Below are 20,515 nucleotides of genomic sequence, written 5' to 3' on the forward strand. Positions count from 1 at the left end.
GGCGCGGAAATCCGCGATTACGGCGCGGCCCTTTGCAGCTTCCCCCGATGATCCGGCCATTTCCCTTGCCGCCGCAAGCTGGCAGACTGATCCAATGACCCGCCGCCTGCCTCTTCTGGAAAGCCCGGTGAAGCTTGCTGCCCTTGGCGTCGGGCTTGGCCTTGCCCTGCTGACGGGCCTTGGCCTCTGGCAACACCGGACGCTGACCACGGAACTTGCGCAGCAAACCGCTGTGCTGCACCGTCTGGCCTCGCAGCGGGCCGATCAGCATGACGCGCATCTGACCGCACTTTCTGCCATTGCAGTGGCCAGCGACGAACCGGATCAACGGCTGTTTCTGGAGGTGGCGGCAACGATCACCCGCTTTTATCCGCGCATCAGCGCCGTCACGCTGGTGCCGCTGATCGCGGAAGGCCGCACGGTCGGTGCCGCGATAAACCCGACCCTTGCCGCGAATATCCGGGCGGCTGCACTGGCGTCCGGGGGCGGGATCGCGCTGCTGCCTGATCCGGGGCGGGAGGGCCACTACATCATGGTCAAGCGTAGCCCCAATTCCGCTGCCGCGCGCTATGGGCTCAGCCTGTCCATCGACGCCGCCGGTCTGCTGGACGAGGCCGGGGATTACTGGCGCCAGCCCAGCGTGGGCGTGACCCTGTCACTGCCCGATGGCACCCCGCTACTTCACCATGGTGCGTCCGGCGCGGCGCACGAAACCCGGACCCTTGGCAGCGTCTCGCAGCCTCTGGTGCTGGAAACCACCCGCAGCGTCACCCCTTCCGATCTGTTTCCGCCGTTACGCACCGGCCTGATCCTGCTGGTCGCCATGCTTCTGGCCGGGGCGGCGCTGGCTCTTCTGCGTCAACGGCAACGCGCACGGCAGGCCCTGGAACAGGCGCGGCTCAGCGCACTCGACTCGCGGCTGGCCCATGCGGCACGGGTGAACGCATTGGGCGAGCTGGCCAGCGGACTGACGCACGAGCTGACGCAGCCGCTGACCGCCATTCTGGCGCAGGCACAGGCCGGGCGGCGCTTGCTCGCGCGCGACGACCGGGACCGGCTTGCCCCCGTGCTGGAAGATACCGTGACGCAGGCCCGTCGCGCCTCGGCCATACTGGAACGCTTTCGCAACTGGTCGCGGCCGCAAGCTGCGCCGGTGCAAGCTTTCGAGCTGCGTGAGGCGCTGAACAATGTCGCAGCCCTGCTGGCGCCGCAGGCGGCGGCGCAGGGGGTGAGACTGACCTTCGATCTGCCCGCCGAGGCGGTTCGCGTCCGTGCCGATCCGATCGAGATGGAGCAGGTTTGCTTCAACCTGCTGAGGAATGCGCTGGAAGCATTGCAAGACCGGCCCGACGGGCAGATCCGTGTCACCTTGCGGGCCGGGGCCGGCCGTGCGGAACTTACGGTGCGCGACACCGGCCCCGGCATCGCGCCCGATCTGCGGCCCCGGCTGTTCACGCCCTTCACCACCACCCGCCCGGAAGGCACCGGGCTGGGCCTCGCGCTCAGCCAGCGGCTGATCGAACGCGCCGGGGGCGAAATCGGGCTGGAAGACAGCGCCGAAGGTGCCAGCTTTCGCATCACCCTGCCGCTGGAGGGCGCCGCATGACCCGCCCTGTCTATCTGGTCGATGATGATGCGGCGGTGCGTCAGGCGCTGACGCTGCTGTTGTCGACGGTCGATATTCCCGTGACTGGATTTGCCGATCCGCAAGCCTTTCTGGCCCGCCTGCCGCAGCTGACGCCCGGCTGCCTGATCCTGGATATCCGCATGCCGGTGATTTCCGGCCTGAAGTTGCAGGAACGTCTGGCGGAACTTGCAGTCGACTGGCCCACCATCGTGATGTCCGGTCATGGTGATATCGAGGCCTGCCGCCGCGCCTTTCGCAACGGGGCCATCGACTTCCTGTCAAAGCCCGTAGACGAACAGGATCTGATCGACGCGATCCAGAAGGCGCAGGGCATTCTGGACCGCCAACTGGACCGTCGGGCCGAACTCGCGGAAACGCTCGCTCTGCTGGCAGCCCTGACCCCGCGCGAGGCGGAGGTGCTGGAGCGCATCGCAGCAGGTTTCACCACGCGCCAGATCGCCGGGGGGCTGGGCCTGTCCCCCCGCACGGTGGAAAGCCATCGCGCCTCCATCGCAGCCAAGCTCGGGACAATCTCGCAGGCAGAGATGACGCGGCTCTGGCTGGAAGGCCGCGCCACTCCGTAGTTCTACGGAGCCAGCGAGCAAGGCCTACGAATACCGGCCCCGGCGTCGCGGGTTTAGGTTTCTGTCATCACCCATGACAGGAGATACCGATGATCCGCATTCCCGTTCTGGCCGCTGTCCTGCTGGCGCCCTTTGCCGCCACCGCGCAGGATCTGCCGACCGCACCCTATCTGCCGCTGGACATGGCGGTGAAAGCCGCCGATGCCGCCGTACAGGCCTGCGCCGCAGAAGGGCACAAGGTCAGCGTGGCCATCGTGGCCCGCGACGGTGCCACCAAGGTAATGCTGAAGGCCGATGGCTCTGGCCCGCATACAGGCAGCAGCGCCACCGGCAAGGCCTTCACTGCGGCGGCAATGGGCCGCGATACCGCCGGTCTGGCCGAGTTCATCGCCGGAAAACCTGCCAATGATGGTCTGCGCGATATGGATGCGCGGATGGTCATTCAGGCGGGCGGCCTGCCGATCCGCATGGGCGAGGCCCTGGTGGGCGGCATCGGTGTCGGCGGCGCGCCCTCGGGCGACATCGACGCGGCTTGCGCGGTGACGGGCCTGAGCGCCATCGGCGCCATGCAGTAAGCACAATGGCTGCCCTGCCGGACACCCCGGCAGGGCAGGGTCACAATGGCACAAGCGACAGGGCAGCGGTTTCGGCAAACCGATCACAGAGCGCGGTGATGTCGGCGCGGTCCTGCATCAGGCAGGCGGCGGTTGACAGCGCATCGGCCAGCGCCGCCGAAGGCGCGGCGATGGTCACCGCGCGCCAGACCGGCCGCGCGGGGTTGCCCGTCACCGGGTCAAGGATATGGCCCCGCATCCCTGCCGCATCGAAAGTCGTGCCCAGCGTGCCAGAGGTCGCCAGTGCCCGGTCGCGCAACGGCACGGTTCTGCCGTCCTGCAACTGCACCGGCCAGTCACCGCCGCGCGGATCGCCGCCGAGCGCACGCATCTCGCCCGTGTCGATCAGGATGTCGCCCAGCCCCTCTGCCCGCAGCAGATCCGTCACCCGGTCAGCGATATAGCCCTGTGCGATACCGTTCAGTGTCAGCGCCATGCCGGGGTCGATCCGGACCTGCCCCGCCTCGATCCGCAGCCGGTACCAGCCGGTCCGGGCGCGGGCGGCGGCCAGTTCGCCGACATCAGGAACCCGACCCCGGCTCGCCGTTTCGGCCTGCAAGGACCAGATCGGTTGCACTGTCGGATCGAAGCGGCCCCCGCTTGCCGCATGCACCCGTCCCGCCAGCGTCAGGCACTCCAGCAGGTCGAATGGCGGTGCCTCCAGCACACCCGCCACATTCAGCCGCATCAGCGCCGATGACGGGCGGTACAAGCTGAACACATCCTCCAGCCGGGCAATCTCGGCCATGGCGCGGGCGGCAATCGCAGGGGCTTCGGGATGCGCCAGCCGCAGCGTCACCTGCGCGCCGAGTGCCTGCCCGGTGGCGATATGCAAGGGCGGCGCGGCGCAGGCGGCTGCGGGCAGCGCCATCACGGCGGAAATGGCAAGAAAGCGGCGACGGGTCAGCATCGGATCAACCTCCGGTCTGGGGGGACAGGTCTTGCAGGCGGCGCTGCCAGTCGGCGTCTTCTGCGGTATCGGGGGCGGCAAGGGTCACAAGCGCATCGGGGATCGCCTGCAAGGACATGACCTGCCCGCCATGGCGCGCGGCAAAGGCGCGGGCGGCGGCGATATCGGAAAAGGGCACGAATTCCGGTGCCCCCATGCCGCCTTCAATTTCGGCTCCGACAACGTAATGCGCCGTCCGCGCGTCGATCCAGTTGGTCGCGCCGGGGGTTTCCCATGTGGCGCCGGGCGCGGCCATATCATTGACCCAGACCGCCAGCACGCGGTGGCTTTGTTCCGGCGCGCGCAGATAGGCGACCAGATCGCGAACCTGGCTGAAGAACAGCGGTGCGCCGGGCAGCCCCTCCAGATGGGCCTGCGCCTTGGGGCCCGGATGCTCCAGCAGGTTCATCTGGCAGTAGTAGCCCACCGCATCGGGGGTCAGCGCCACCGGATCGGTGACTTGCGCGGCCTGTTCCTGACAGGCGGCCAGCAGCAGCATGAGGAACAGGCGTTTCATGGCGTCACCCTGCGAAACCCGAGCACGGCAAGCGCCAGCGCCAGCATTGGCCACAGCAGCACAGAGGCCAGTGACTGCCACGGCGGGATGGTTGCGGACGCACCCGCCACGCCCGCCGCCGCAGCCGTCGCCTCGGATGCCGCGAGGTTGTAGAGCCGGAACGCATCGGCCGGGTTCGCCAGCAAGGCCAGCGGAAAGGCATTGAGCGTGAACCACCCGCCATTGTCGGCCACCACTGCGGCCAGCAGGCCAAGGTCATAAAGAACCACCAACCCGAGCCACAGCCCGATTGCCAGCCCGGCCGCCCCCGAGGGCCGCCGTGACAGGGACGACAGCGCATAGCCCGCGCTGATGAAGGTCGCGCCCAGCAGAACCGAGGTACAGAACAATCGGACCAGCGCAGGCAGCCCGGCAACCGCCCCCGGATCGGACGAGAGCGCCGCAACAGCGGCCAGCCCGTAGCCCGTGCCGCAAGCCAGGGCCAGTACCGCCAGATGCGCCAGCATCTTGCCCACCAGCACCTCGGTCCGCGCGACCGGATAGGTCAGCAGCAGGGGCAATGTGCCGCGCTCCGCCTCGCCCGCGATGGCATCAAAGCTCATCAGCAGCGCCAGAAGCGGCACAAGATAGACACCCAGCGAGGTGAGGGAGGCCACGATGACTGACAGCCGGTCCACCCCCAGCCCTCCGGTAGGCGCCGATCCGGCGGCGACCAGCACCAGCGAGAACAGGCCCATCAGCGCAACGGCAATGGAAACCCAGCGATTGCGCAGCGAGATGCGGAACTCGCAGGCGGCGGTGGCAAGAATGCGTCGGATCATTGCCCGGCCCTCTGGCTGAAATGGCTGTAGATGTCTTCAAGGCTGGGGGGCAGCACCTCCAGATCGGCAACCGCATCGCCCATCGCGGTGATCCGCGCCAACAGCGCCAGCTTCTCGTCCTGCGCACAGGTCAGATGCAGCGCACCGCCCACTGCCACCGCGCCCGGCAGATCCAGTTCTGCGCCCGCGCGCGGCGTCACATGCAGCGCGACGGGCAGCGCTGCCTGCCGCCGCAGATCGGCCAGCGGGCCTTCGGCCACGAGCCGCCCTTTCGAGAGGATCAGGATACGATCCGTCCGCGCCTCCACCTCGGTCAGCGCATGCGAGGAGAGCAGGATCGAAGCCCCGCGCGCCGCCAGCCCGTCCAGCAGCGCATAGAAATCGCGCCGCGACACCGGATCAAGGCCCGAAGTCGGTTCGTCCAGCACCAGAAGGCGCGGGCTGCCGATCAACGCCTGCGCAAGGCCGACACGCTGCCGCATCCCCTTGGAATAGGTGCCGATCCGCCGTCGCGCGGCTGCGCCCAGCCCCACCTGCTCCAGCAGTGGCAGTGCTGACGTTGCAGGCTCACCGCGCAGCGCGAGGTAGTGGCGCATCTGTTCCAGCCCGGTCAACGCCGGGTGGAAGGCCGCGTTTTCCGGCAGATAGGCCACCTGCGCCCGTGCCGCAGCCGACCCCGGCGCGGCGCCGCAGACCGTAACCTGCCCCGCCGTTTGCGGGATCAGCCCGAGGATGATCTTCATCATCGTCGACTTGCCCGCACCATTATGGCCCAGCAGCGCGACACGCTCGCCCGGCGCGACGGAAAGCGTCACGTCCGACAGGGCCGTCACCCCCGCGAATTGCTTAGTGAGACCCGAGATCGTCAGGGTTGAAGTCATCGAATTTGCCTTTCGCCCAACGGCCGGCCACTTCGGCCTCCATCGCGGCGATGTCTGCGGATACGGGAAGGGAGAGCGGCGCCATCAGCGGCGCACTGTCCACCACGCCACCGGGCAGCGTGGCAGGGAAGTTGGATTGCGACCAGCGGATCAGCTGCACCGATGGCGCGCCGGTCAGCAGCCGGGCCGCGGGCTGCGACCAGAGGATATGGTCCATCAGATCGTTCGGGCGGAACACTGAATCAGCGATGCCATCACCATTCAGGTCGAAGGCCGGATGATCCGACCAGTAATTGCCGCGCCCCTTGAAGCTCCATTCCAGAAGCCGGGTGCCGACATATTTCACCTGCTCGGCATTGCCGATGAAGGCATTCCCGGTCAGCACATTACGTTCCGATCCGGCGGTGAAGTGGATGCCGATGCCGCAGCCCTCGAACCTGTTGTCCCAGATCAGGTTCTTGTGGGCATTGTAGATGAACAGGCATTTCTTCGTGCCGCCCCGCACCAGATTGCCCGAGACATCGGCGCTGTTGGCGAAGTTCAGCATCACGCCATGCTCGCGGTCGCCGAAGCTGCGGTTGCCCTGCACCTTCACCCGGTCGGAGAACATGATGGCAAAGCCAAGATGGTTGCCGATGCTGATGTTGTCCGACACCTCGCTGTCATGGGTATACATGTAATGGACGGCGAAGCGCAGGTCGCGAAACAGGTTGCCGCGATACAGCCCCTTGCGCGAGGTGTTGGAGAAGATGCCGTCGCGTCCCCAGCGCACGGAATTGTCGGTGACGACCGTGCCGGGGCTGTTCCAGATGTAGATACCGTTGCCCCGGTCATTCATGCGGGGGTTCCGGCGGCCCTCGATCACATTGCCGGTGACCTGTGCATCGCGCCCGCCATGCACGTCGATCCCGTGCATGTTGTCCTGCAGCAGCAGACCCGAGATGCGGGCGCGGTCGGCGCCCTTGAGGATCTTCACCCCTGAGTCCAGATCGGCATTGGCATTGCCCGATCCGGTGACGCTGAACCCTTCCAGCGTCACATCAGGCGCGGCGATGGTGATGACGGTGCCCTGTCCCAGCCCGTCAACCCGCGCCCCGCGCGGGCCGCGCAGGGTCAGCGGGCGGTCGATGCGGACGGGACCAGGGTAGTCCCCCTCCTGCAACAGCAGCACATCGCCGGGGGCTGCCCCGGCGATGGCGGCGGCCAGCCCCGTCCCCGGCGCCACGGCGCGCTGGTCCGCCAAAGCGGGCAGTGCCAGAAGGCACAGGGCAAGGGCCAGCCGGAGGGTCATTTCGGCTCCACGAACATGCGACCGCGCATTTCCATGTGCAGCGCGTGGCAGAACCACTGGCAGTAATACCAGTAAACCCCCGGATTGGCCGCGACGAAGGTCACCGACGAAGTCTGCTGCGGCCCGATCTCCATGGCGACGCCGTGATTGCCCATGGTGAAGCCGTGGGTCAGATCGTCGATGTCATCGAGGTTGGTAATGGTCACCGTGACCTCGTCGCCCTGCTTGACGGTGAACTCTTCCAACGCGAACTGCGGCGCCTGGCTGGACATGTAGACCCGCACCTTGTTGCCGTCGCGGATCACCTGATCCTGCCAGCCGTCAAGATCCACGCCATCGGCCTCGGCCTGCCTGCGGGTTTCTGCCCACATCGGATCATTGCGATCCCAGACTGATTTGATGTTGGTCATCTTGCTGGCATGAACCGCAATCGCATCATGGGGTTCGGCGAAGGTGGGACCGTCATGCACCACCACCATCCTGTCGCCCGAAATGTCGATCAGCTGGTCATTCTCGGGCTTCAGCGGACCGACGTTCAGGAAGCGGTCTTTCGAGAACTTGCAGAGACAGACCATCCATTTTCCGTCGGCCTCCAGCGTTTCGCCCATCGAGGTCTTCAGGTGGCCGGGCTGATACTGCACATCCACCTTGTCGAGGATCGGATCGACCTTCTCGCCCTTGTAGGCGGCAATCGCCTTGTCGATGTTCCACTTCACCACCTGGCTGTCGAGGAACAGCGAGGTAAAGACGTTACCCTGCCCGTCAAAGGCGTTGTGCAGCGGACCAAGACCCAGTTCGGGCTCGGCCACCACACAGGAGCGCGGTTCGGCCCCGGCAAACACCGCATCCAGCAGTGTCACGTCGATCACCGTAACGGTGGGCGACAGCTTGCCACCGATGCAGAGGTGGCGCTTGTCGGGCGCCATGTTGCAGCCATGCGGGTTGTTGGCGACCGGGATATACCGGGTGAACTGGCTGTTCGCCTCTTTCCGGCCATCCAGAACCTTGACGCCGTTCACCTCCTGATACTGCCCGGCCGCGATGGCCTTCTCGATCTCGGCGAGGTTGAAGACGACCACATGGTCCATCTCGCTGGCCGTCATATCGGCCAGATTCATGCCCATTTCACTGTTGTAGCTCGTCGAGAAGGCCCATTTGCCCTCGTAGTCGGCATCGCAGTTGTCAAGGTTGCCCGACACCATCACCTGCCATGCGACATCCCACTTGTCGGCATCCACAGCGGTGAAAATGTTCACATAAGTGCTGACATCCTTCATGGTGGAACCGTCGTTCACCAGCGGCGCTTCATCCTCGCCGTTGCAGAAGACATAGTTGGAACGCGGCCATTTCTGCGGACGCATGCCGTGAATGCCCTTGGCATTCGGGATTTCCAGAATGGCGTCGCATTTCATCACATCGCCACGCACCCGCGCCACACGGGTATTGGCCTTGTCGTTCATATAGAGGTAGCGGCCGTCATACTTGCCCTCGGTATAGGACATGTGGACATGGTGCAGGTCGCCATTGTCGTGGATCTTCTTGCCATTTGCCTCCAGCAATTTCCTTGTGCTGTCGCTCATCGTACGCTGGTGGATGCGGAGGGATTCATTCGTCTGGCCCCAGCCGGTTGCGGAGCAGCGGTTGAACACCGGCACGCGCATCAGTTCGCGCATCGAGGGGATGCCCAGAATGCGCATCTCGCCGGTCTGGCCCGAAGACCAGAAGCCATAGTATTCATCAAGCTGCCCCGGCGCGACCTCGATGCCCGCGGCGCGGGCGGCGCTTGTCGCGGCCATGGTGGCAAGGCCCGAGGCACCGGCGCCAAGCGCCAGCCGTCCACCAAGGGTGCTGGCAAGGGCGGCCCCGCCTGCGGTGGCGCCCAGAAGGGAACGGCGGCTCAGGCCGGATTTCGGTTCGGTGGTCATGGGGTCACTCCTTCAGAGGCGACGGGTTTTGCGTTGGGATGCCCGGCGGGTGGCGTGCCAATCGCCTCGCGCCGCTTCATCTTTTTGATGACCACCGGGCAGATGGTTTTTGACTGGTACAGAACCTGGCAATGCAGGCAGTTCACACATTCATTGGGGTTGATTTCCCCTGTCGGATGAATAGCTTGCACCGGGCACTGGTTCGCGCAGCTCTGACAGGGGCTGCCGCATTCCTTGTAGCGTTTCAGCCAGTCGAACATGCGGATGCGCGCGGGGATCGCCAGCGCCGCCCCCAGCGGGCAGAGATAGCGGCAATAGAACCGCTCCACGAACAGCCCGGCCATCAGCAACGCCGCCGCATAGGCGACGAAGGGCCAGGCGCGGATGAATTTCAGGATGATCGCGGTCTTGAACGGCTCTACCTCTGCCAGATGCTCAGCCTGTTCGATGGACATGAGGCTGACCCCGAACAGGCCGAGGAAGATCATGTATTTCACCGGCCAGAGCCGTTCATGCAGGCCCCAGGGCAGTGTCCATTGCGGCACATGGAGCGCCCGCGCGATGCGGTTGGTGATTTCCTGAAGCGCGCCGAAGGGGCAAAGCCAGCCGCAATAGGCCCCGCGCCCCCAGAACAGCAGCGCCGCCGCTACGGCGAACCACAAGATGAAGGTCAGCGGGTCCAGGAGGAACGCCTGCCAGGAAAACCCGTTCACCAGCGCGCCGAACAGCGCCATCAGGTTCACGACCGACAGTTGCGCATTGGCGATCCAGCCCAGCCAGACCAGCGTGACGGTCAGAAAGCCCATGCGGAACCAGAAGAAAAGCCGCGCATTACGGGCCGCGAAGGTCTGGAAGAAGAACACCCCGGTCAGCACCAGCAGCATCCCGCCAAGCGCGATGATGTCGGCCTTCGAGCCGCGCCAGATCTTCTTCCACAGATCGGCCTGCGCGCTGCCTTCCTCCTGCGTAGCCATCGCTTCGGCAGGGGCCGGGACGGGCGTTACCTTGCGCAGATAGGCGGCGGGCAACTGGTAGCCCAGATCAAAGGTGGTAAATGCCTTTTCGATCGGCCCGATCTCGCGCTGCACGAGCAACTGGATGCGGAAGGGTTTCGCCGGATCAAAGCCGCTGTCGGCGGGAATGCGGAACAGGTCTTTCTCGGTGAAATCCGGCGCATCGGCAGGGGCGAGGCTGACAAGCCTGCGGTGCATCCGGTCGCGGAAGCGCACCGAGACATCGTCCTGAATCAGCACGATGCGGTCAAAGATGCCGCCGCGCACATAGCCAGACCCCTTGAAGCTGTAGAGGCCGCGCCCCGCCAGCATCAGCGCATGATCGCCCGGTTGCAGCCAGCCTTGCAGATTGGCGTATTCCGCCTCGCCCAGCAGCGCGCGGCCGATCCCCGGCACGGACACCAGCGCCGCCTGCATCTCGATATAGCGGGTGTCAGGCGCATCCTTCAGCGCGCGTTCGCCCGCCCGCTTGTCCTCCAGCGCGGCGAAAGCCTCGTTCACCTGCGCCACATCCAGCGACAGGCGGCGCAGCGTGCCATCGCCTTCCATCGTGGTCCAGTCGGCAGGGGCGGCGGCATCGGGATCGACCTGCAACACCGGCCCCTGCGCAGGGGCCTCGGGGTGAAGACCGCCAAGCCTCAGGGCCCGCGCCACCTTCAGCCCCGACCGCACGATGGAATCGTCGATCACCATGACCGTGACCGTGGCGCCGGAAATGATGTCGACATCATGTCCGGTGCCGCCGGCATTGACCTCGGCCACCAGATCCAGCCCGACATAGCCCGCGACCATCGCCTTGATTTTCGCATCGGGAATGCCGATCAGCACGATGGGTTCGGAATGCTTGACCAGCGCGACCCCCAGAATGCGCGCCTGCGGGTCCAGCGCGACAAGCGTGTGGATCGGCTTGCCGGAATAGCCGGTGGTGCCGACAAAATCGCTGGTCGCGAAAGCCCAGCCGATGGTTTCGCCGCCCCTGAGGACGGGAACAACCGGCAGGTCGTCGCGCATCGGGCCATAGCCATCGGCCTGTGGCACCAGTTCAGCGGCGGGCAACTTGGCCAGGAGGCCGGGCAAAAGCGGCTCGGCCAGTGCGAGCCGTGGCAGCAGCAGCGCAAGGCAGACAAGGATCAGGCGGACAAGCAGAATCATCGGGCAACCTCGTTCAGGTGCCCGGTTTCTGCCCCGGCGCTGCGCAAGAGGACTTGACCAAACTCAAGACCCGTGGCGAAACGTCGGGGCTGCGGCAGGCCGCTGCGCCGGCGATGGCGTATGTGCGATGCCAGCGGTGGACCGCGCGGCATCGGGCGAAGGTGCTGGCGCCGCACGGCGGTCACACCGGACAACACCCTGCCCAGCCGGACAAAGCCGACCGGCGCGGGGCGAACGACGACAGCAGGTTCGGGCAGAAACGTCAGGACTGGCAGGCACTTCACACAATCGCAGCAACGCTTGCCGTCAACGGGGTTGCCTTGCGCATCCAGCAGGATTGTAGAGGCCCCGCCTTCTCCGCAGATCACCATTTCGGTGACGCCGCCAAGGGCCGCATCACCGCGCAGCGCGCCTGACAGCACGAAGGCCAGCGTCAGCGAAAGGCAGAGAAGGGCTTGGAAAAGGCGGCGCATGCGGCAGGTCTAGGTCCGCAGGGCCGCCACAGCCTTGACCATAGTCAAGACAGCCGAGTCAGAGCGTTGCCGCTGGCCGGGCGCCCGGCGCGGCGGACAGAAAGCCATTGCAGAAACTCTGTCCCGGCATCAGGCGGGCAAGGTCGCCAAGCGACAGAGGGCGACCGCCTGCGAGCGCCGACGCCCACAGATGCACCACTCCGGCGAAATCCCCGGCATGCGGCGACAGCCGCAGCGCCGCCACCCCGGCGGCTTGCAGCGCCTCCAGATGGCTGGCCGCCGTGGTGATCGCCCGCCCCAGCGTCTGCACACCATTCACGGTCAGGAAGGGCTGGCCGTCCAGCGTGTCGATATCGCGACCGTCCGGGTCATCGCCGCAGACAAACTGGCAACTGTCCTTGGCGCGGTCATGCAGCCGCGCGTGATAGCACCGGCCCGAGATCGCCAGCGGCACACGACCATGCCCCCAGACCTCGACCGCGACGCCAGCCGAACGGCCAGCCGCAGCCAGACGCGCGACCGAGGGCAAGGGCAGCTCCGGCGGCAGGCAGATGCGGGTGGCGCCCCATCGTGCCAGCCAGTCCAGCGTGCCCTCGTTGTAGACATTGACCACCGGGCCAACCCAGAAGGCCGCACCTTGCGGCAGGTGGCGCAGCACACTCAGGTCATTCACCTCGACCGGCAGCCCGGCTTCTGCCAGTTCGGCGGTCTGGCGCCTTTCACGCGGCAGCGTAATCAGCGCAAGACTGGCAAGTGCCACCTCCTTGCCCGCCTCCTGCAAGCAATCGACAGCAGCGGGGATTTCGTGCTGCCAGAACGGCAGACGCTTTGAACAGACCCATTCCCCGACCGAAACCCGCGTGGCGGGCGTCCTGGCGAGAGTTGTATAGAAGGCGCGCACGGTTTCGGCGGGCCAGAAGAACGGGATGGCGCCGATCGTCAGGTCCAAGGGCTTACCTCCATGTCTTCGCATAGGCACCTGTCGTGGCGGCCTGTCCTTCGGTCAGGCCGGCCAACAGGCTGTCCGGCATCGGCGCCCCGCTGGCCGCCGCATCCACTGCCGCGCGGAAGGTGCGGACAACCTGCGCCACATAGGCGCGGCTGCGCTGCCGCCCCTCGATCTTCAGCGCACGAACACCGGCTCGCGCCAGCGCGGGGATCAGACGGGTGGCATCCAGACTTGCGGGATCTTCAAAGATGTGGCCGGTCTGCCCCCCTCCCCTGCCGTCAGGCGCGCTGAAACAGCCCTTGCACAGCGTCGGATAGGGCACCGGCGCCTCTTTGGCGGTCCGGTGGATCAGATAGCCGCCCAGCCGCGCCTCGTTCCGGCCAGCGACATCGGCATAGGCCACATGGCTGGCCGGAGAGCAGACCCCGTTCATGTTCGGCGACAGCCCCGTCGCCCAGGACGACAGCGAACAGCGCCCTTCGGCCATGACGCAAAGCCCGCCGAAGACGAATACCTCGGTCTCCACAGTCACTTCGCGGGTGATGGCGGCAATTTCGGCCACGGTCAGCACGCGGGGCAACACGACACGCCTCACACCAAAAGCCTCGGCATAAAGGTTGATCGCGTCGGGATTGGCGGCAGCCGCCTGCACCGAAAGATGCAGCCGCAGACCGGGATGATGCTCGACGGCATGTGCCAGAAGACCAGGATCGGCAAGGATCACCGCATCCGCGCCCGCCGCCGCCGCGTCGGCCACCGCACGGTGCCAGAGCGTCTGTTCCCCCGCGCGGGGAAAGGTGTTGATCGCCACCAGAACCTTCGCATGACGCGCATGGGCGAAGGCCATGCCTGCGGCCAGTTCGGCGCGGCTGAAATTCAGGCCGGGAAAGTTGCGGGCATTCGTCTCGTCGGCAAAGCCACAGTAGACGGCATGGGCCCCCGCCTCTACAGCCGCCCGCAGAGCAGCGGGAGTACCCGCCGGACAGACCAGCTCCATCATCGCATTCCTCCGGTATGACGGGTCAGCATCAGACCTGACCGCCGTGCCAGCAGGGCCGCGCCCCGCCGCAGGATCGGTGCCAGCGGGCCGCCCTCGGCCGCCAGTTCGTCGGTCAGATCCAGTTCGGCATCATCCAGCGCATTACGGATGGCCAGCACCGCCGCAGTATCGCCCGAGATTTCCAGCGCGCCCGAGAAGAACAGCGCATCGCCGTCCGCCCCGCCATGCAGCATGTCCAGAAAAGCTGCCAGCCGCCCCCGGATCACCGCATCGCAGGCCACATCGCGTCGCACGGCGGTCAGGCGCAGGGCGGCAGGCTCCATCAGCAGCGGAAAGGGTGCGTCGGTGACGTCGATCAGAATGCGGGCGCCTGCCTTGTCACCCAGACGGCGCAGGATCGCCGGATGGCGGCGCGCCATGCCGCGCATCAGGCGGGTCAGGATCAGGTTCAGCGGGCCGGGCAGCACAAACGCCGGGAACGGAAAGTCAGGTTGCATGACCGGGGCATAACGCCTCTGCGCCGGGCAGGACTTGACTATGATCAAGATTGGCAGCCGCCTCCGGGTCTATCACGCGACAAAAGAGAACCGGACCCCCGTGATGCGTGACCTGCCTGTCTTTCCCGATCTGCGCGCCTTCCTCGACCATCTGGCGCGGACGGGCGGTCTGGCGAAAGTCGCCGCGCCGGTGGACACAAGACACGAGATGACAGCCGTGATGCTGGCGGCCCTTCGGGCCGGAGGGCCCGCCCTGCGCTTTGACGCGGCCATGGTGCAGGGCCGGGCTGCTGCGCTGCCGGTCATCGGCAATCTGTTCGGCACCCAGGCGCGCGTCGCGGCCGGGCTGGGGATCACGCCTGACCGGGTGCCGGACCTGGGCGCATTTCTGGCCGCCCTGCGCGCGCCGGCCCCGGTTGCCGGTCTGCGGGACGCATTGTCACGCTGGCCGATGATGCGCGCGGCGCTGTCTGCGCGTGCGAAAGTTCTGGCCCGCCCTCCGGTGCAGGCAGCGCGGCTGGCCGATCTTTCTGCGCTGCCCGTACAGGTGCCATGGCCCGAAGATGCAGGGCCGCTGATCACCTGGCCGGTGGTCATCACCCGCCCGCCCGGCGCCGGGCCCGGAGATCTGAATGCCTTGAACCTCGGGGTTTACCGCGCGCAGGTGATCGGGCCGGACCGGCTGATCCTGCGCTGGCTCGCCCATCGTGGCGGCGCGGCGCATTACCGTGCCTGGGCTGCCCGGTCCGAGCCGATGCCGGTAGCCATCGCCCTGGGCTGCGATCCGGCGTTGTTGCTGTCAGCCGCGCTGCCGCTGCCCGAAACGGTGTCGGAGCTCACCTTTTCCGGCGTGTTGCGCGGAGCGCGAGCCGAGGTAGCGGCTGCCGTCAGCGTGCCGTTGATGGTACCCGCACGCGCCGAAATCGTGATCGAGGGCTGGGTTCACCCCGGCGAATTTGCGCCCGAAGGCCCGTTCGGCGACCATACCGGCTATTACAATGCAGCCGAGCCTTTCCCCGTCATGCGGGTCAGCGCCATCACCTGCCGGGATGATCCGCTGTATCTGTCCACCATCACCGGGCGCCCGCCCGACGAACCCTCCGTCATTGGCGAGGTGTTCAATGATCTGGCGCTGCCGGTGATCCGCGCACAAATCCCCGAGGTGCTGGACCTCTGGTTGCCGCCCGCCGCCTGTTCCTACCGGATCGCCGTGGTCAGGATCGCCAAAAGCTATCCCGGTCAGGCGCGCCGCGTGATGATGGCGCTTTGGGGCATGTTGCCGCAGTTCAGCTATACCAAGATGATCGTCGTGGTGGACGAGGACATCGACGCCCGCAACTGGGACGATGTGCTCTGGGCGATCTCGACCCGGATGGATCCCGGTCGCGATATTATGCAGGTGACCGGCACGCCGATGGACTATCTGGATTTCGCCAGCCCGACAGAGGCCCTTGCAGGCAAGATAGGGCTGGATGCAACCACCAAGACCGGGACGGAGACCACGCGCGACTGGGGCCGCATAATGGCGCTGGACCCGGCCCATGAAGCCCGCGCCGCCACGCTTCTGGCAGAAGTTCTTCGATGAGCGCGCGGGTGGTTCTGGGGGTTTCGGGAGCTTCAGGCGCCATGCTGGCGCGGGACTGCGCGCGGCTGTTGCACCGACTTGGGGCCGGGGTCGATCTGGTCATCTCACCCATGGCGCGCCGCACACTGGCCGAGGAACTTGGGCCCGGCGCCGAGGCGGAGCTTTGCGCCCTTGCCAACCGCTGCCATGAGATCCGCGACCTTGGCGCCAGCATCGCCTCGGGGTCGTATCCCGTGGCGGGGATGATCGTCGCCCCCTGTTCGATGCGCAGCCTTGCCGCGATCGCGCAGGGGCTGGACGACACGCTGCTGACCCGCGCGGCGGGTGTGCAACTGAAAGAGCGCCGCCCGCTGGTCCTGCTGGCACGCGAGGCTCCGCTGACGCTGGCGCATCTGCGCAACATGACCGCCGCCACCGAAATGGGGGCGGTGATCCTGCCACCGGTGCCGGCCTTCTACCTCCGGCCGGCCTCGCTGGCAGAGGCCAGTGCGCAGATCGCTGCCCGCGCGGTAGATCTGCTGCGCCTCGCAGGGCCCACCGCCACGCCATGGCGCCCGGCCTGAGCCGGGGTTTCAAACTGCCCTGTGATGATGACCTTTGAGGCGCTGGTGCTGAAACGGCGGGCGGATCGGGGGGCCGGCCGGCAGCGCCGGGGGCTGCGGGATTGCCATGTCGCGGGGTGCGCCGCATCCTGTGGCTCACCCTGTCCTGCTGACTGACCGGCCTGATGAAACCCCTGTCCATCGTCCTGATCGAAAAAATCCCAGAACGCGCCGTGCTGATCACCGAGGCCTTGCGTGCAGAATGTGAAGTGACGGTGATCGACAGTGAGCAGGGGCTGGCCCGGCGGATTGCCGAAATCGCCCCCGATCTGGTGCTGATCGACGTGGCCAACCCCTCGCGCGATACGCTGGAGGAACTCAGCCTCGCCTCCTCGCCCATGGAACGCCCGGTGGCAATGTTCGTCGACCGCTCTGACCGCGATCTGACGCGCGCGGCCATCGAGGCGGGGCTTTCGGCCTATGTGGTGAACGGCCTCAGGGCCGAGCGTCTGCGCCCGGTGCTGGATGCCGCCATCGCGCGCTTTCACCTGTTCCAGCGGATGCGCGCCGAACTGGCCGCCACGCGCGCGGCGCTGGAGGAACGCAAGATCGTCGACCGCGCCAAGGGCATTCTGATGAAGGCGCGCGGCATCGGCGAGGACGAGGCCTATGCCCTGCTGCGCCGCACTGCGATGGATCAGAAGAAGAAGATCGTCGAAATCGCGCAAGCCATCCTCACGGCAGCGGACCTGCTGAAATGAGCCATCTGTCCGTCACCGCCGGGTTTCTGCCACTGATCGACGCCGCACCGCTGATCGTGGCGCGTGAACTGGCCTTCGCCGAGGAGGAGGGGCTGAACCTGACCTTGCGCCGCGCGCCCTCGTGGTCGGCGCTGCGGGATCTGCTGACCTTTGGTCAGGTCGATGCGGCCTCGATGCTGTCACCCATTCCGGTGGCTCAGGCGCTTGGGCTGGGCGGCGGGGCTGCGGCGCTGGATGCGTTGATGGTCACATCGCTGGGGGGCGAGATGATCGCCTTTCCTGATCATATCGTCCGGCACCTGGGCGGGGCGGATCGCACCGATCCGGTGGCTCTTCGCTCTGCGCTGCCGATGCCGCTGCGGATCGGGGTGCCCTTTCCCTTCTCGATCCATGCCGAGCTTCTGTATCGCTGGCTGGGAGAGGAGATCACGGTGCAGACCGTACCGCCGCCGCTGTTGCCCGATGCCATGGCGGCAGGCGAGCTGGATCTGTTCATCGTGGGCGAACCCTGGGCAACCGGGGCGGCAGACCGGGGCATCGCAAGCCTTCTGCTGCCTGGCACCGCGATCTGGCGGGCGCCGCCCGACAAGGTGCTGGCGATGCGGCGCGACCGGGCCGAGGCCGACCCTGACCTGACCGGCCGTCTGATGCGGGCCGTCTGGCGGGCCTGCCGCTGGCTGCGGCTGCGCGAGAACCGGATCACGGCCGCCGAGATCATGGCCCGCAGCCCCTATCTCGACCTGCCGCCCGACCTGATCGAGCGCGCGATGGACAGCGGTGTGGAGTTCTTCGAAGGCTGCGCGACCTTTCCCTGGCGCAGTCAGGCCGAATGGATCGGCGCACGGCTGGCCCGCAGACACGGGCTGGATGTCACGCAGGCCCGCCATGCCGCGCAGGCAGTGTTTCGCAGCGATCTTTACCGTCTCCATCTGAGACCGGCAGGGGCAGACCTGCCCGCCGCCTCCTCCCGGCTGGAAGGCGCGGTCAGCGAGCCCGGCCTGCATCCGGCAGCCGCGGGACGGGTGCTTCTGTTGCCAGACAGGTTCTTCGACGGTGCGGTTTTTGATCCAGACACCGCCTGATCCGCACATATTATAGGCATTTTCCGCGCCTTCACCGGCTGACCCGGCGGATCGCTTGACCAGACCGGCAGCGGGGCGCAGCGTGAAGGAGACTTCGGGAACAATGGCGTTCCCGCAAGACACCCCCCGAACATCATCCGAGCAAAGCCGCTCGACCGCAGGGTCCGTTCCCTGCTGTCGTGCGGCTTTTTCATTTCCAGAAAGGGACACCCCATGATCCCGACTGCGGTGAAGACATGAGCCTGCTGCCCCCCGACCCACCCCACGGGCACCCGCTGGGCAGGATTGCGCTTGTCGGCGCCGGGCCCGGCGCGGCCGATCTGCTGACCACGCGGGCGCTGAACCGGCTGCGCGAGGCCGATGTCGTGTTCCATGACCGGCTGGTCAGCCCCGAGGTGCTGGCCCTGACCCCGGCGCGCAAGGTCGATGTCGGCAAGGCGGTCGGTGCGAACCACTGGCCCCAGCCCCGCATCAATTGCGTTGTAATCGCGGCCGCCCTGTCGGGACTGCGGGTCGTGCGGCTGAAATCCGGCGATCCTTCGGTCTTCGGCCGCGCCTGCGAAGAGATCGCGGCCGCCCGACTTGCAGGCGTGCCGGTCGAGATCGTGCCCGGCATCACGGCGGCCAGCGCCGCTGCCGCCGCGCTGACCCGCCCGCTGACCGAGCGAGGCCAGACCGAGCGGCTGGTGCTCGCCACTGCCACCTGCCGTCCCGGCGAAACCGCCGATCTGGCAGGCAGCTTCCGTCCCGGCACCACGCTGGCGCTTTACATGGCGATGCACCGCCTGCCCGCCGTCGAGGCGGAACTGCTGGCCACCGGCGCCCCCGAAACCTGCACGGTCGAAATCGTTCAGCAGGCCGGAACTGCGGCAGAGCGCATCCTGACAACTGTGCTGCGCGGCATGGCCGCCGCAGCCGCCGACATGACCAATCCGGCCATCCTGCTGATCCGATGGCCCGGCCCGCTCGCCCGAAAGGGCGCCCGCCCCAGCGGCAGCCATGTTGCCGCCGCCTCGTCCCTCCTCATTCTCTGACGAAACCGGAGCCCGAGCCCATGGCCCAGATTTCCCTTTCCTCCCCGACCAGGGCGCTGACCCTGTCCACCTTCGCCTTCACCATTTGCTTTGCCGTCTGGACGATCTTTGCGATCATCGGCCTGCAAATCCGTGAATTGCTTCAACTCACCGACACCCAGTTCGGCCTGCTGGTCGGCATGCCGGTGTTGACCGGATCGCTGGTGCGCGTCGTGCTTGGCATCTGGACAGACCGTATCGGCGGCAGATCAGTCTTTACACTGACCATGCTGGCCGCCGCGCTGGCGACCCTGCTGCTCAGCTTTGCGACCACTTATGCACAATTCCTTGTCGCGGCGCTTGGCGTCGGTCTGGCAGGCGGCACCTTTGCGGTGGGCGTCGCCTATGTCTCGCGGTTCTACCCCGCCGGACGGCAAGGCACGGCGCTTGGCATTTTCGGCGTCGGGAATGTCGGCGCCGCGCTGACCAAGTTCGGCGCGCCGTTCCTGATGATCGCCTTGGGTTGGCAAGGCGCGGCGCAGGTCTATGCCGCCGTGCTGGCCGTGACCGCCATCCTGTTCTGGCTCATGTCCGAGGATGACCCGCAGCAGGCCACCGCCACTCCCCGCAGGCTGAAGGCAGAATTTGCCGTCATGGCCGACATCCGCGTGCTGCGCTTCTCGCTTTACTACTTCTTCGTCTTTGGTGGCTTCGTCGCGCTGGCACTGTGGCTGCCGCGCTACCTGATCGGGGTTTACCACTTCGATGTGGCCACGGCAGGCATGATCGGCGCGGCCTATTCGCTGCCCGGTTCAGTGTTCCGGGCCTGGGGCGGCGCGCTGTCCGACAAATACGGCGCGCGGGCAATCCTGTACTGGACCTTCGGCGTCTCGGCTGTGGCGACCCTCCTGCTGGCGCTGCCGCTGGGTATCGGACCCGCGGGCTTCATCGCCATTGTCTTCGTTCTGGGCCTGTTCATGGCGCTTGGCAAGGCGGCGGTCTACAAGCACATCCCCGTCTATTATCCGCAGAATGTGGGGGCCGTCGGCGGCATGGTCGGCATGATCGGCGGGCTTGGCGGCTTCGTCCTGCCGCTGCTGTTCGGCTGGCTGCGCGATGTGACCGGCGACTGGTCAAGCTGCTTTGCCGCCCTGTTCGTGATCGTGCTGGCCAGCCTCGTCTGGATGCAGTCCGCGATCCGCCGCCTTCCCGATGGTCAACCTGCCTGAACCCGCGAGG

Annotated in this window: 20 protein-coding genes; 10 read left to right on the forward strand and 10 right to left on the reverse strand. The window is 66.7% G+C overall.

Annotated features, from left to right (window positions below; translation table 11 throughout):
* Positions 1-94 precede the first annotated feature (94 nt).
* From AO684_RS07600 to AO684_RS07610, 3 genes are all read left to right on the forward strand, one after another.
* Positions 95-1,606, forward strand: a complete 1,512-nt coding sequence (locus AO684_RS07600; protein WP_082400819.1) for a sensor histidine kinase — start codon at positions 95-97, stop codon at positions 1,604-1,606.
* Positions 1,603-2,211 (forward strand): response regulator transcription factor, encoded by a 609-nt coding sequence (locus AO684_RS07605; protein ID WP_054302138.1) that lies wholly within the window; start codon positions 1,603-1,605, stop codon positions 2,209-2,211. Before AO684_RS07600 ends, AO684_RS07605 begins: the two co-directional genes overlap by 4 nt.
* A gap of 89 nt (positions 2,212-2,300) precedes the next feature.
* Positions 2,301-2,786 carry a heme-binding protein gene (locus tag AO684_RS07610; protein WP_054302139.1) on the forward strand — a complete coding sequence of 162 codons (486 nt, stop codon included), beginning with the start codon at positions 2,301-2,303 and terminating at the stop codon, positions 2,784-2,786.
* Positions 2,787-2,826: 40 nt separating this feature from the next.
* On the opposite strand, the gene AO684_RS07615 is transcribed toward AO684_RS07610, so the two are convergent.
* The 7 genes from AO684_RS07615 to AO684_RS07645 are packed head-to-tail and all read right to left on the reverse strand — an operon-like array spanning position 2,827 to position 11,374.
* Positions 2,827-3,735 carry an FAD:protein FMN transferase gene (locus AO684_RS07615; protein ID WP_200907796.1) on the reverse strand — a complete coding sequence of 303 codons (909 nt, stop codon included), beginning with the start codon at positions 3,733-3,735 and terminating at the stop codon, positions 2,827-2,829.
* Between the two features lie 4 nt (positions 3,736-3,739).
* Positions 3,740-4,291: a nitrous oxide reductase accessory protein NosL gene (locus AO684_RS07620; RefSeq protein ID WP_054302140.1), complete on the reverse strand. Its 552-nt coding sequence runs from the start codon at positions 4,289-4,291 to the stop codon at positions 3,740-3,742.
* Positions 4,288-5,112 (reverse strand): ABC transporter permease, encoded by an 825-nt coding sequence (locus AO684_RS07625; RefSeq protein ID WP_054302141.1) that lies wholly within the window; start codon positions 5,110-5,112, stop codon positions 4,288-4,290. The genes AO684_RS07620 and AO684_RS07625 overlap by 4 nt, the downstream gene beginning before the upstream one ends.
* Positions 5,109-5,993: an ABC transporter ATP-binding protein gene (locus tag AO684_RS07630; RefSeq protein ID WP_054302142.1), complete on the reverse strand. Its 885-nt coding sequence runs from the start codon at positions 5,991-5,993 to the stop codon at positions 5,109-5,111. The genes AO684_RS07625 and AO684_RS07630 overlap by 4 nt, the downstream gene beginning before the upstream one ends.
* Entirely contained in the window at positions 5,959-7,284 is a 1,326-nt protein-coding gene (locus tag AO684_RS07635; protein ID WP_054302143.1) for a nitrous oxide reductase family maturation protein NosD, read from the reverse strand. Before AO684_RS07635 ends, AO684_RS07630 begins: the two co-directional genes overlap by 35 nt.
* A complete protein-coding gene (gene nosZ, locus AO684_RS07640) occupies positions 7,281-9,209 on the reverse strand; it encodes a TAT-dependent nitrous-oxide reductase (protein WP_054302144.1) in 1,929 nt (642 codons plus the stop codon). The genes AO684_RS07635 and nosZ overlap by 4 nt, the downstream gene beginning before the upstream one ends.
* Complete coding sequence (locus AO684_RS07645; protein WP_054302145.1) at positions 9,206-11,374, reverse strand: NosR/NirI family protein; 2,169 nt, start codon at positions 11,372-11,374, stop codon at positions 9,206-9,208. The genes nosZ and AO684_RS07645 overlap by 4 nt, the downstream gene beginning before the upstream one ends.
* A gap of 53 nt (positions 11,375-11,427) precedes the next feature.
* On the opposite strand from AO684_RS07645, the gene AO684_RS21560 reads away from it, so the two are divergent.
* Complete coding sequence (locus AO684_RS21560; protein ID WP_152968377.1) at positions 11,428-11,790, forward strand: hypothetical protein; 363 nt, start codon at positions 11,428-11,430, stop codon at positions 11,788-11,790.
* Between the two features lie 115 nt (positions 11,791-11,905).
* On the opposite strand, the gene AO684_RS07655 is transcribed toward AO684_RS21560, so the two are convergent.
* Genes AO684_RS07655 through AO684_RS07665 form a run of 3 tightly spaced genes read right to left on the reverse strand, consistent with a single transcriptional unit; the run spans position 11,906 to position 14,293 of the window.
* The gene (locus AO684_RS07655) at positions 11,906-12,796 is read right to left on the reverse strand and encodes a U32 family peptidase (RefSeq protein WP_054302147.1); all 891 of its coding nucleotides are present in this window, start codon (positions 12,794-12,796) and stop codon (positions 11,906-11,908) included.
* Between the two features lie 4 nt (positions 12,797-12,800).
* Positions 12,801-13,793, reverse strand: a complete 993-nt coding sequence (locus AO684_RS07660) for a peptidase U32 family protein (protein WP_054302148.1) — start codon at positions 13,791-13,793, stop codon at positions 12,801-12,803.
* Positions 13,793-14,293, reverse strand: a complete 501-nt coding sequence (locus tag AO684_RS07665) for an SCP2 domain-containing protein (protein WP_054302149.1) — start codon at positions 14,291-14,293, stop codon at positions 13,793-13,795. The genes AO684_RS07660 and AO684_RS07665 overlap by 1 nt, the downstream gene beginning before the upstream one ends.
* A 103-nt stretch (positions 14,294-14,396) precedes the next feature.
* Here AO684_RS07665 and AO684_RS07670 point away from each other — a divergent pair, with 103 nt between their 5' ends.
* From AO684_RS07670 to AO684_RS07695, 6 genes are all read left to right on the forward strand, one after another.
* Positions 14,397-15,878, forward strand: coding sequence for a UbiD family decarboxylase (locus AO684_RS07670; RefSeq protein ID WP_054302213.1), 1,482 nt, complete (start codon positions 14,397-14,399; stop codon positions 15,876-15,878).
* The gene (locus tag AO684_RS07675; RefSeq protein WP_054302150.1) at positions 15,875-16,441 is read left to right on the forward strand and encodes a UbiX family flavin prenyltransferase; all 567 of its coding nucleotides are present in this window, start codon (positions 15,875-15,877) and stop codon (positions 16,439-16,441) included. Before AO684_RS07670 ends, AO684_RS07675 begins: the two co-directional genes overlap by 4 nt.
* A 161-nt stretch (positions 16,442-16,602) precedes the next feature.
* Complete coding sequence (locus AO684_RS07680) at positions 16,603-17,181, forward strand: ANTAR domain-containing response regulator (RefSeq protein WP_152968378.1); 579 nt, start codon at positions 16,603-16,605, stop codon at positions 17,179-17,181.
* The gene (locus AO684_RS07685; protein WP_054302152.1) at positions 17,178-18,263 is read left to right on the forward strand and encodes an ABC transporter substrate-binding protein; all 1,086 of its coding nucleotides are present in this window, start codon (positions 17,178-17,180) and stop codon (positions 18,261-18,263) included. The genes AO684_RS07680 and AO684_RS07685 overlap by 4 nt, the downstream gene beginning before the upstream one ends.
* Positions 18,264-18,499: 236 nt before the next feature.
* On the forward strand, positions 18,500-19,297 hold the full coding sequence (gene cobA, locus AO684_RS07690) for a uroporphyrinogen-III C-methyltransferase (RefSeq protein WP_054302153.1): 798 nt from the start codon (positions 18,500-18,502) through the stop codon (positions 19,295-19,297).
* A gap of 20 nt (positions 19,298-19,317) precedes the next feature.
* On the forward strand, positions 19,318-20,505 hold the full coding sequence (locus AO684_RS07695; protein WP_054302154.1) for a nitrate/nitrite transporter: 1,188 nt from the start codon (positions 19,318-19,320) through the stop codon (positions 20,503-20,505).
* Positions 20,506-20,515 lie beyond the last annotated feature (10 nt).

It is taken from the genome of Gemmobacter sp. LW-1 (genome assembly GCF_001303875.1).
GTDB lineage: Bacteria > Pseudomonadota > Alphaproteobacteria > Rhodobacterales > Rhodobacteraceae > Gemmobacter > Gemmobacter caeni.

Excerpts from the sequence above, each read along its gene's own strand:
- nosZ (WP_054302144.1), bottom strand. The coding sequence starts at position 9,209 with ATGACCACCGAACCGAAATCCGGCCTGAGCCGCCGTTCCCTTCTGGGC.
- AO684_RS07645 (WP_054302145.1), bottom strand. The coding sequence starts at position 11,374 with ATGATTCTGCTTGTCCGCCTGATCCTTGTCTGCCTTGCGCTGCTGCTG.
- AO684_RS07665 (WP_054302149.1), bottom strand. The coding sequence starts at position 14,293 with ATGCAACCTGACTTTCCGTTCCCGGCGTTTGTGCTGCCCGGCCCGCTG.
- AO684_RS07660 (WP_054302148.1), bottom strand. The coding sequence starts at position 13,793 with ATGGAGCTGGTCTGTCCGGCGGGTACTCCCGCTGCTCTGCGGGCGGCT.
- AO684_RS07685 (WP_054302152.1), top strand. The coding sequence starts at position 17,178 with ATGAGCCATCTGTCCGTCACCGCCGGGTTTCTGCCACTGATCGACGCC.
- AO684_RS07625 (WP_054302141.1), bottom strand. The coding sequence starts at position 5,112 with ATGATCCGACGCATTCTTGCCACCGCCGCCTGCGAGTTCCGCATCTCG.
- AO684_RS07620 (WP_054302140.1), bottom strand. The coding sequence starts at position 4,291 with ATGAAACGCCTGTTCCTCATGCTGCTGCTGGCCGCCTGTCAGGAACAG.
- cobA (WP_054302153.1), top strand. The coding sequence starts at position 18,500 with ATGAGCCTGCTGCCCCCCGACCCACCCCACGGGCACCCGCTGGGCAGG.
- AO684_RS07610 (WP_054302139.1), top strand. The coding sequence starts at position 2,301 with ATGATCCGCATTCCCGTTCTGGCCGCTGTCCTGCTGGCGCCCTTTGCC.
- AO684_RS07605 (WP_054302138.1), top strand. The coding sequence starts at position 1,603 with ATGACCCGCCCTGTCTATCTGGTCGATGATGATGCGGCGGTGCGTCAG.
- AO684_RS07600 (WP_082400819.1), top strand. The coding sequence starts at position 95 with ATGACCCGCCGCCTGCCTCTTCTGGAAAGCCCGGTGAAGCTTGCTGCC.
- AO684_RS07635 (WP_054302143.1), bottom strand. The coding sequence starts at position 7,284 with ATGACCCTCCGGCTGGCCCTTGCCCTGTGCCTTCTGGCACTGCCCGCT.
- AO684_RS07670 (WP_054302213.1), top strand. The coding sequence starts at position 14,397 with ATGCGTGACCTGCCTGTCTTTCCCGATCTGCGCGCCTTCCTCGACCAT.
- AO684_RS07615 (WP_200907796.1), bottom strand. The coding sequence starts at position 3,735 with ATGCTGACCCGTCGCCGCTTTCTTGCCATTTCCGCCGTGATGGCGCTG.
- AO684_RS07695 (WP_054302154.1), top strand. The coding sequence starts at position 19,318 with ATGGCCCAGATTTCCCTTTCCTCCCCGACCAGGGCGCTGACCCTGTCC.
- AO684_RS07675 (WP_054302150.1), top strand. The coding sequence starts at position 15,875 with ATGAGCGCGCGGGTGGTTCTGGGGGTTTCGGGAGCTTCAGGCGCCATG.
- AO684_RS07630 (WP_054302142.1), bottom strand. The coding sequence starts at position 5,993 with ATGACTTCAACCCTGACGATCTCGGGTCTCACTAAGCAATTCGCGGGG.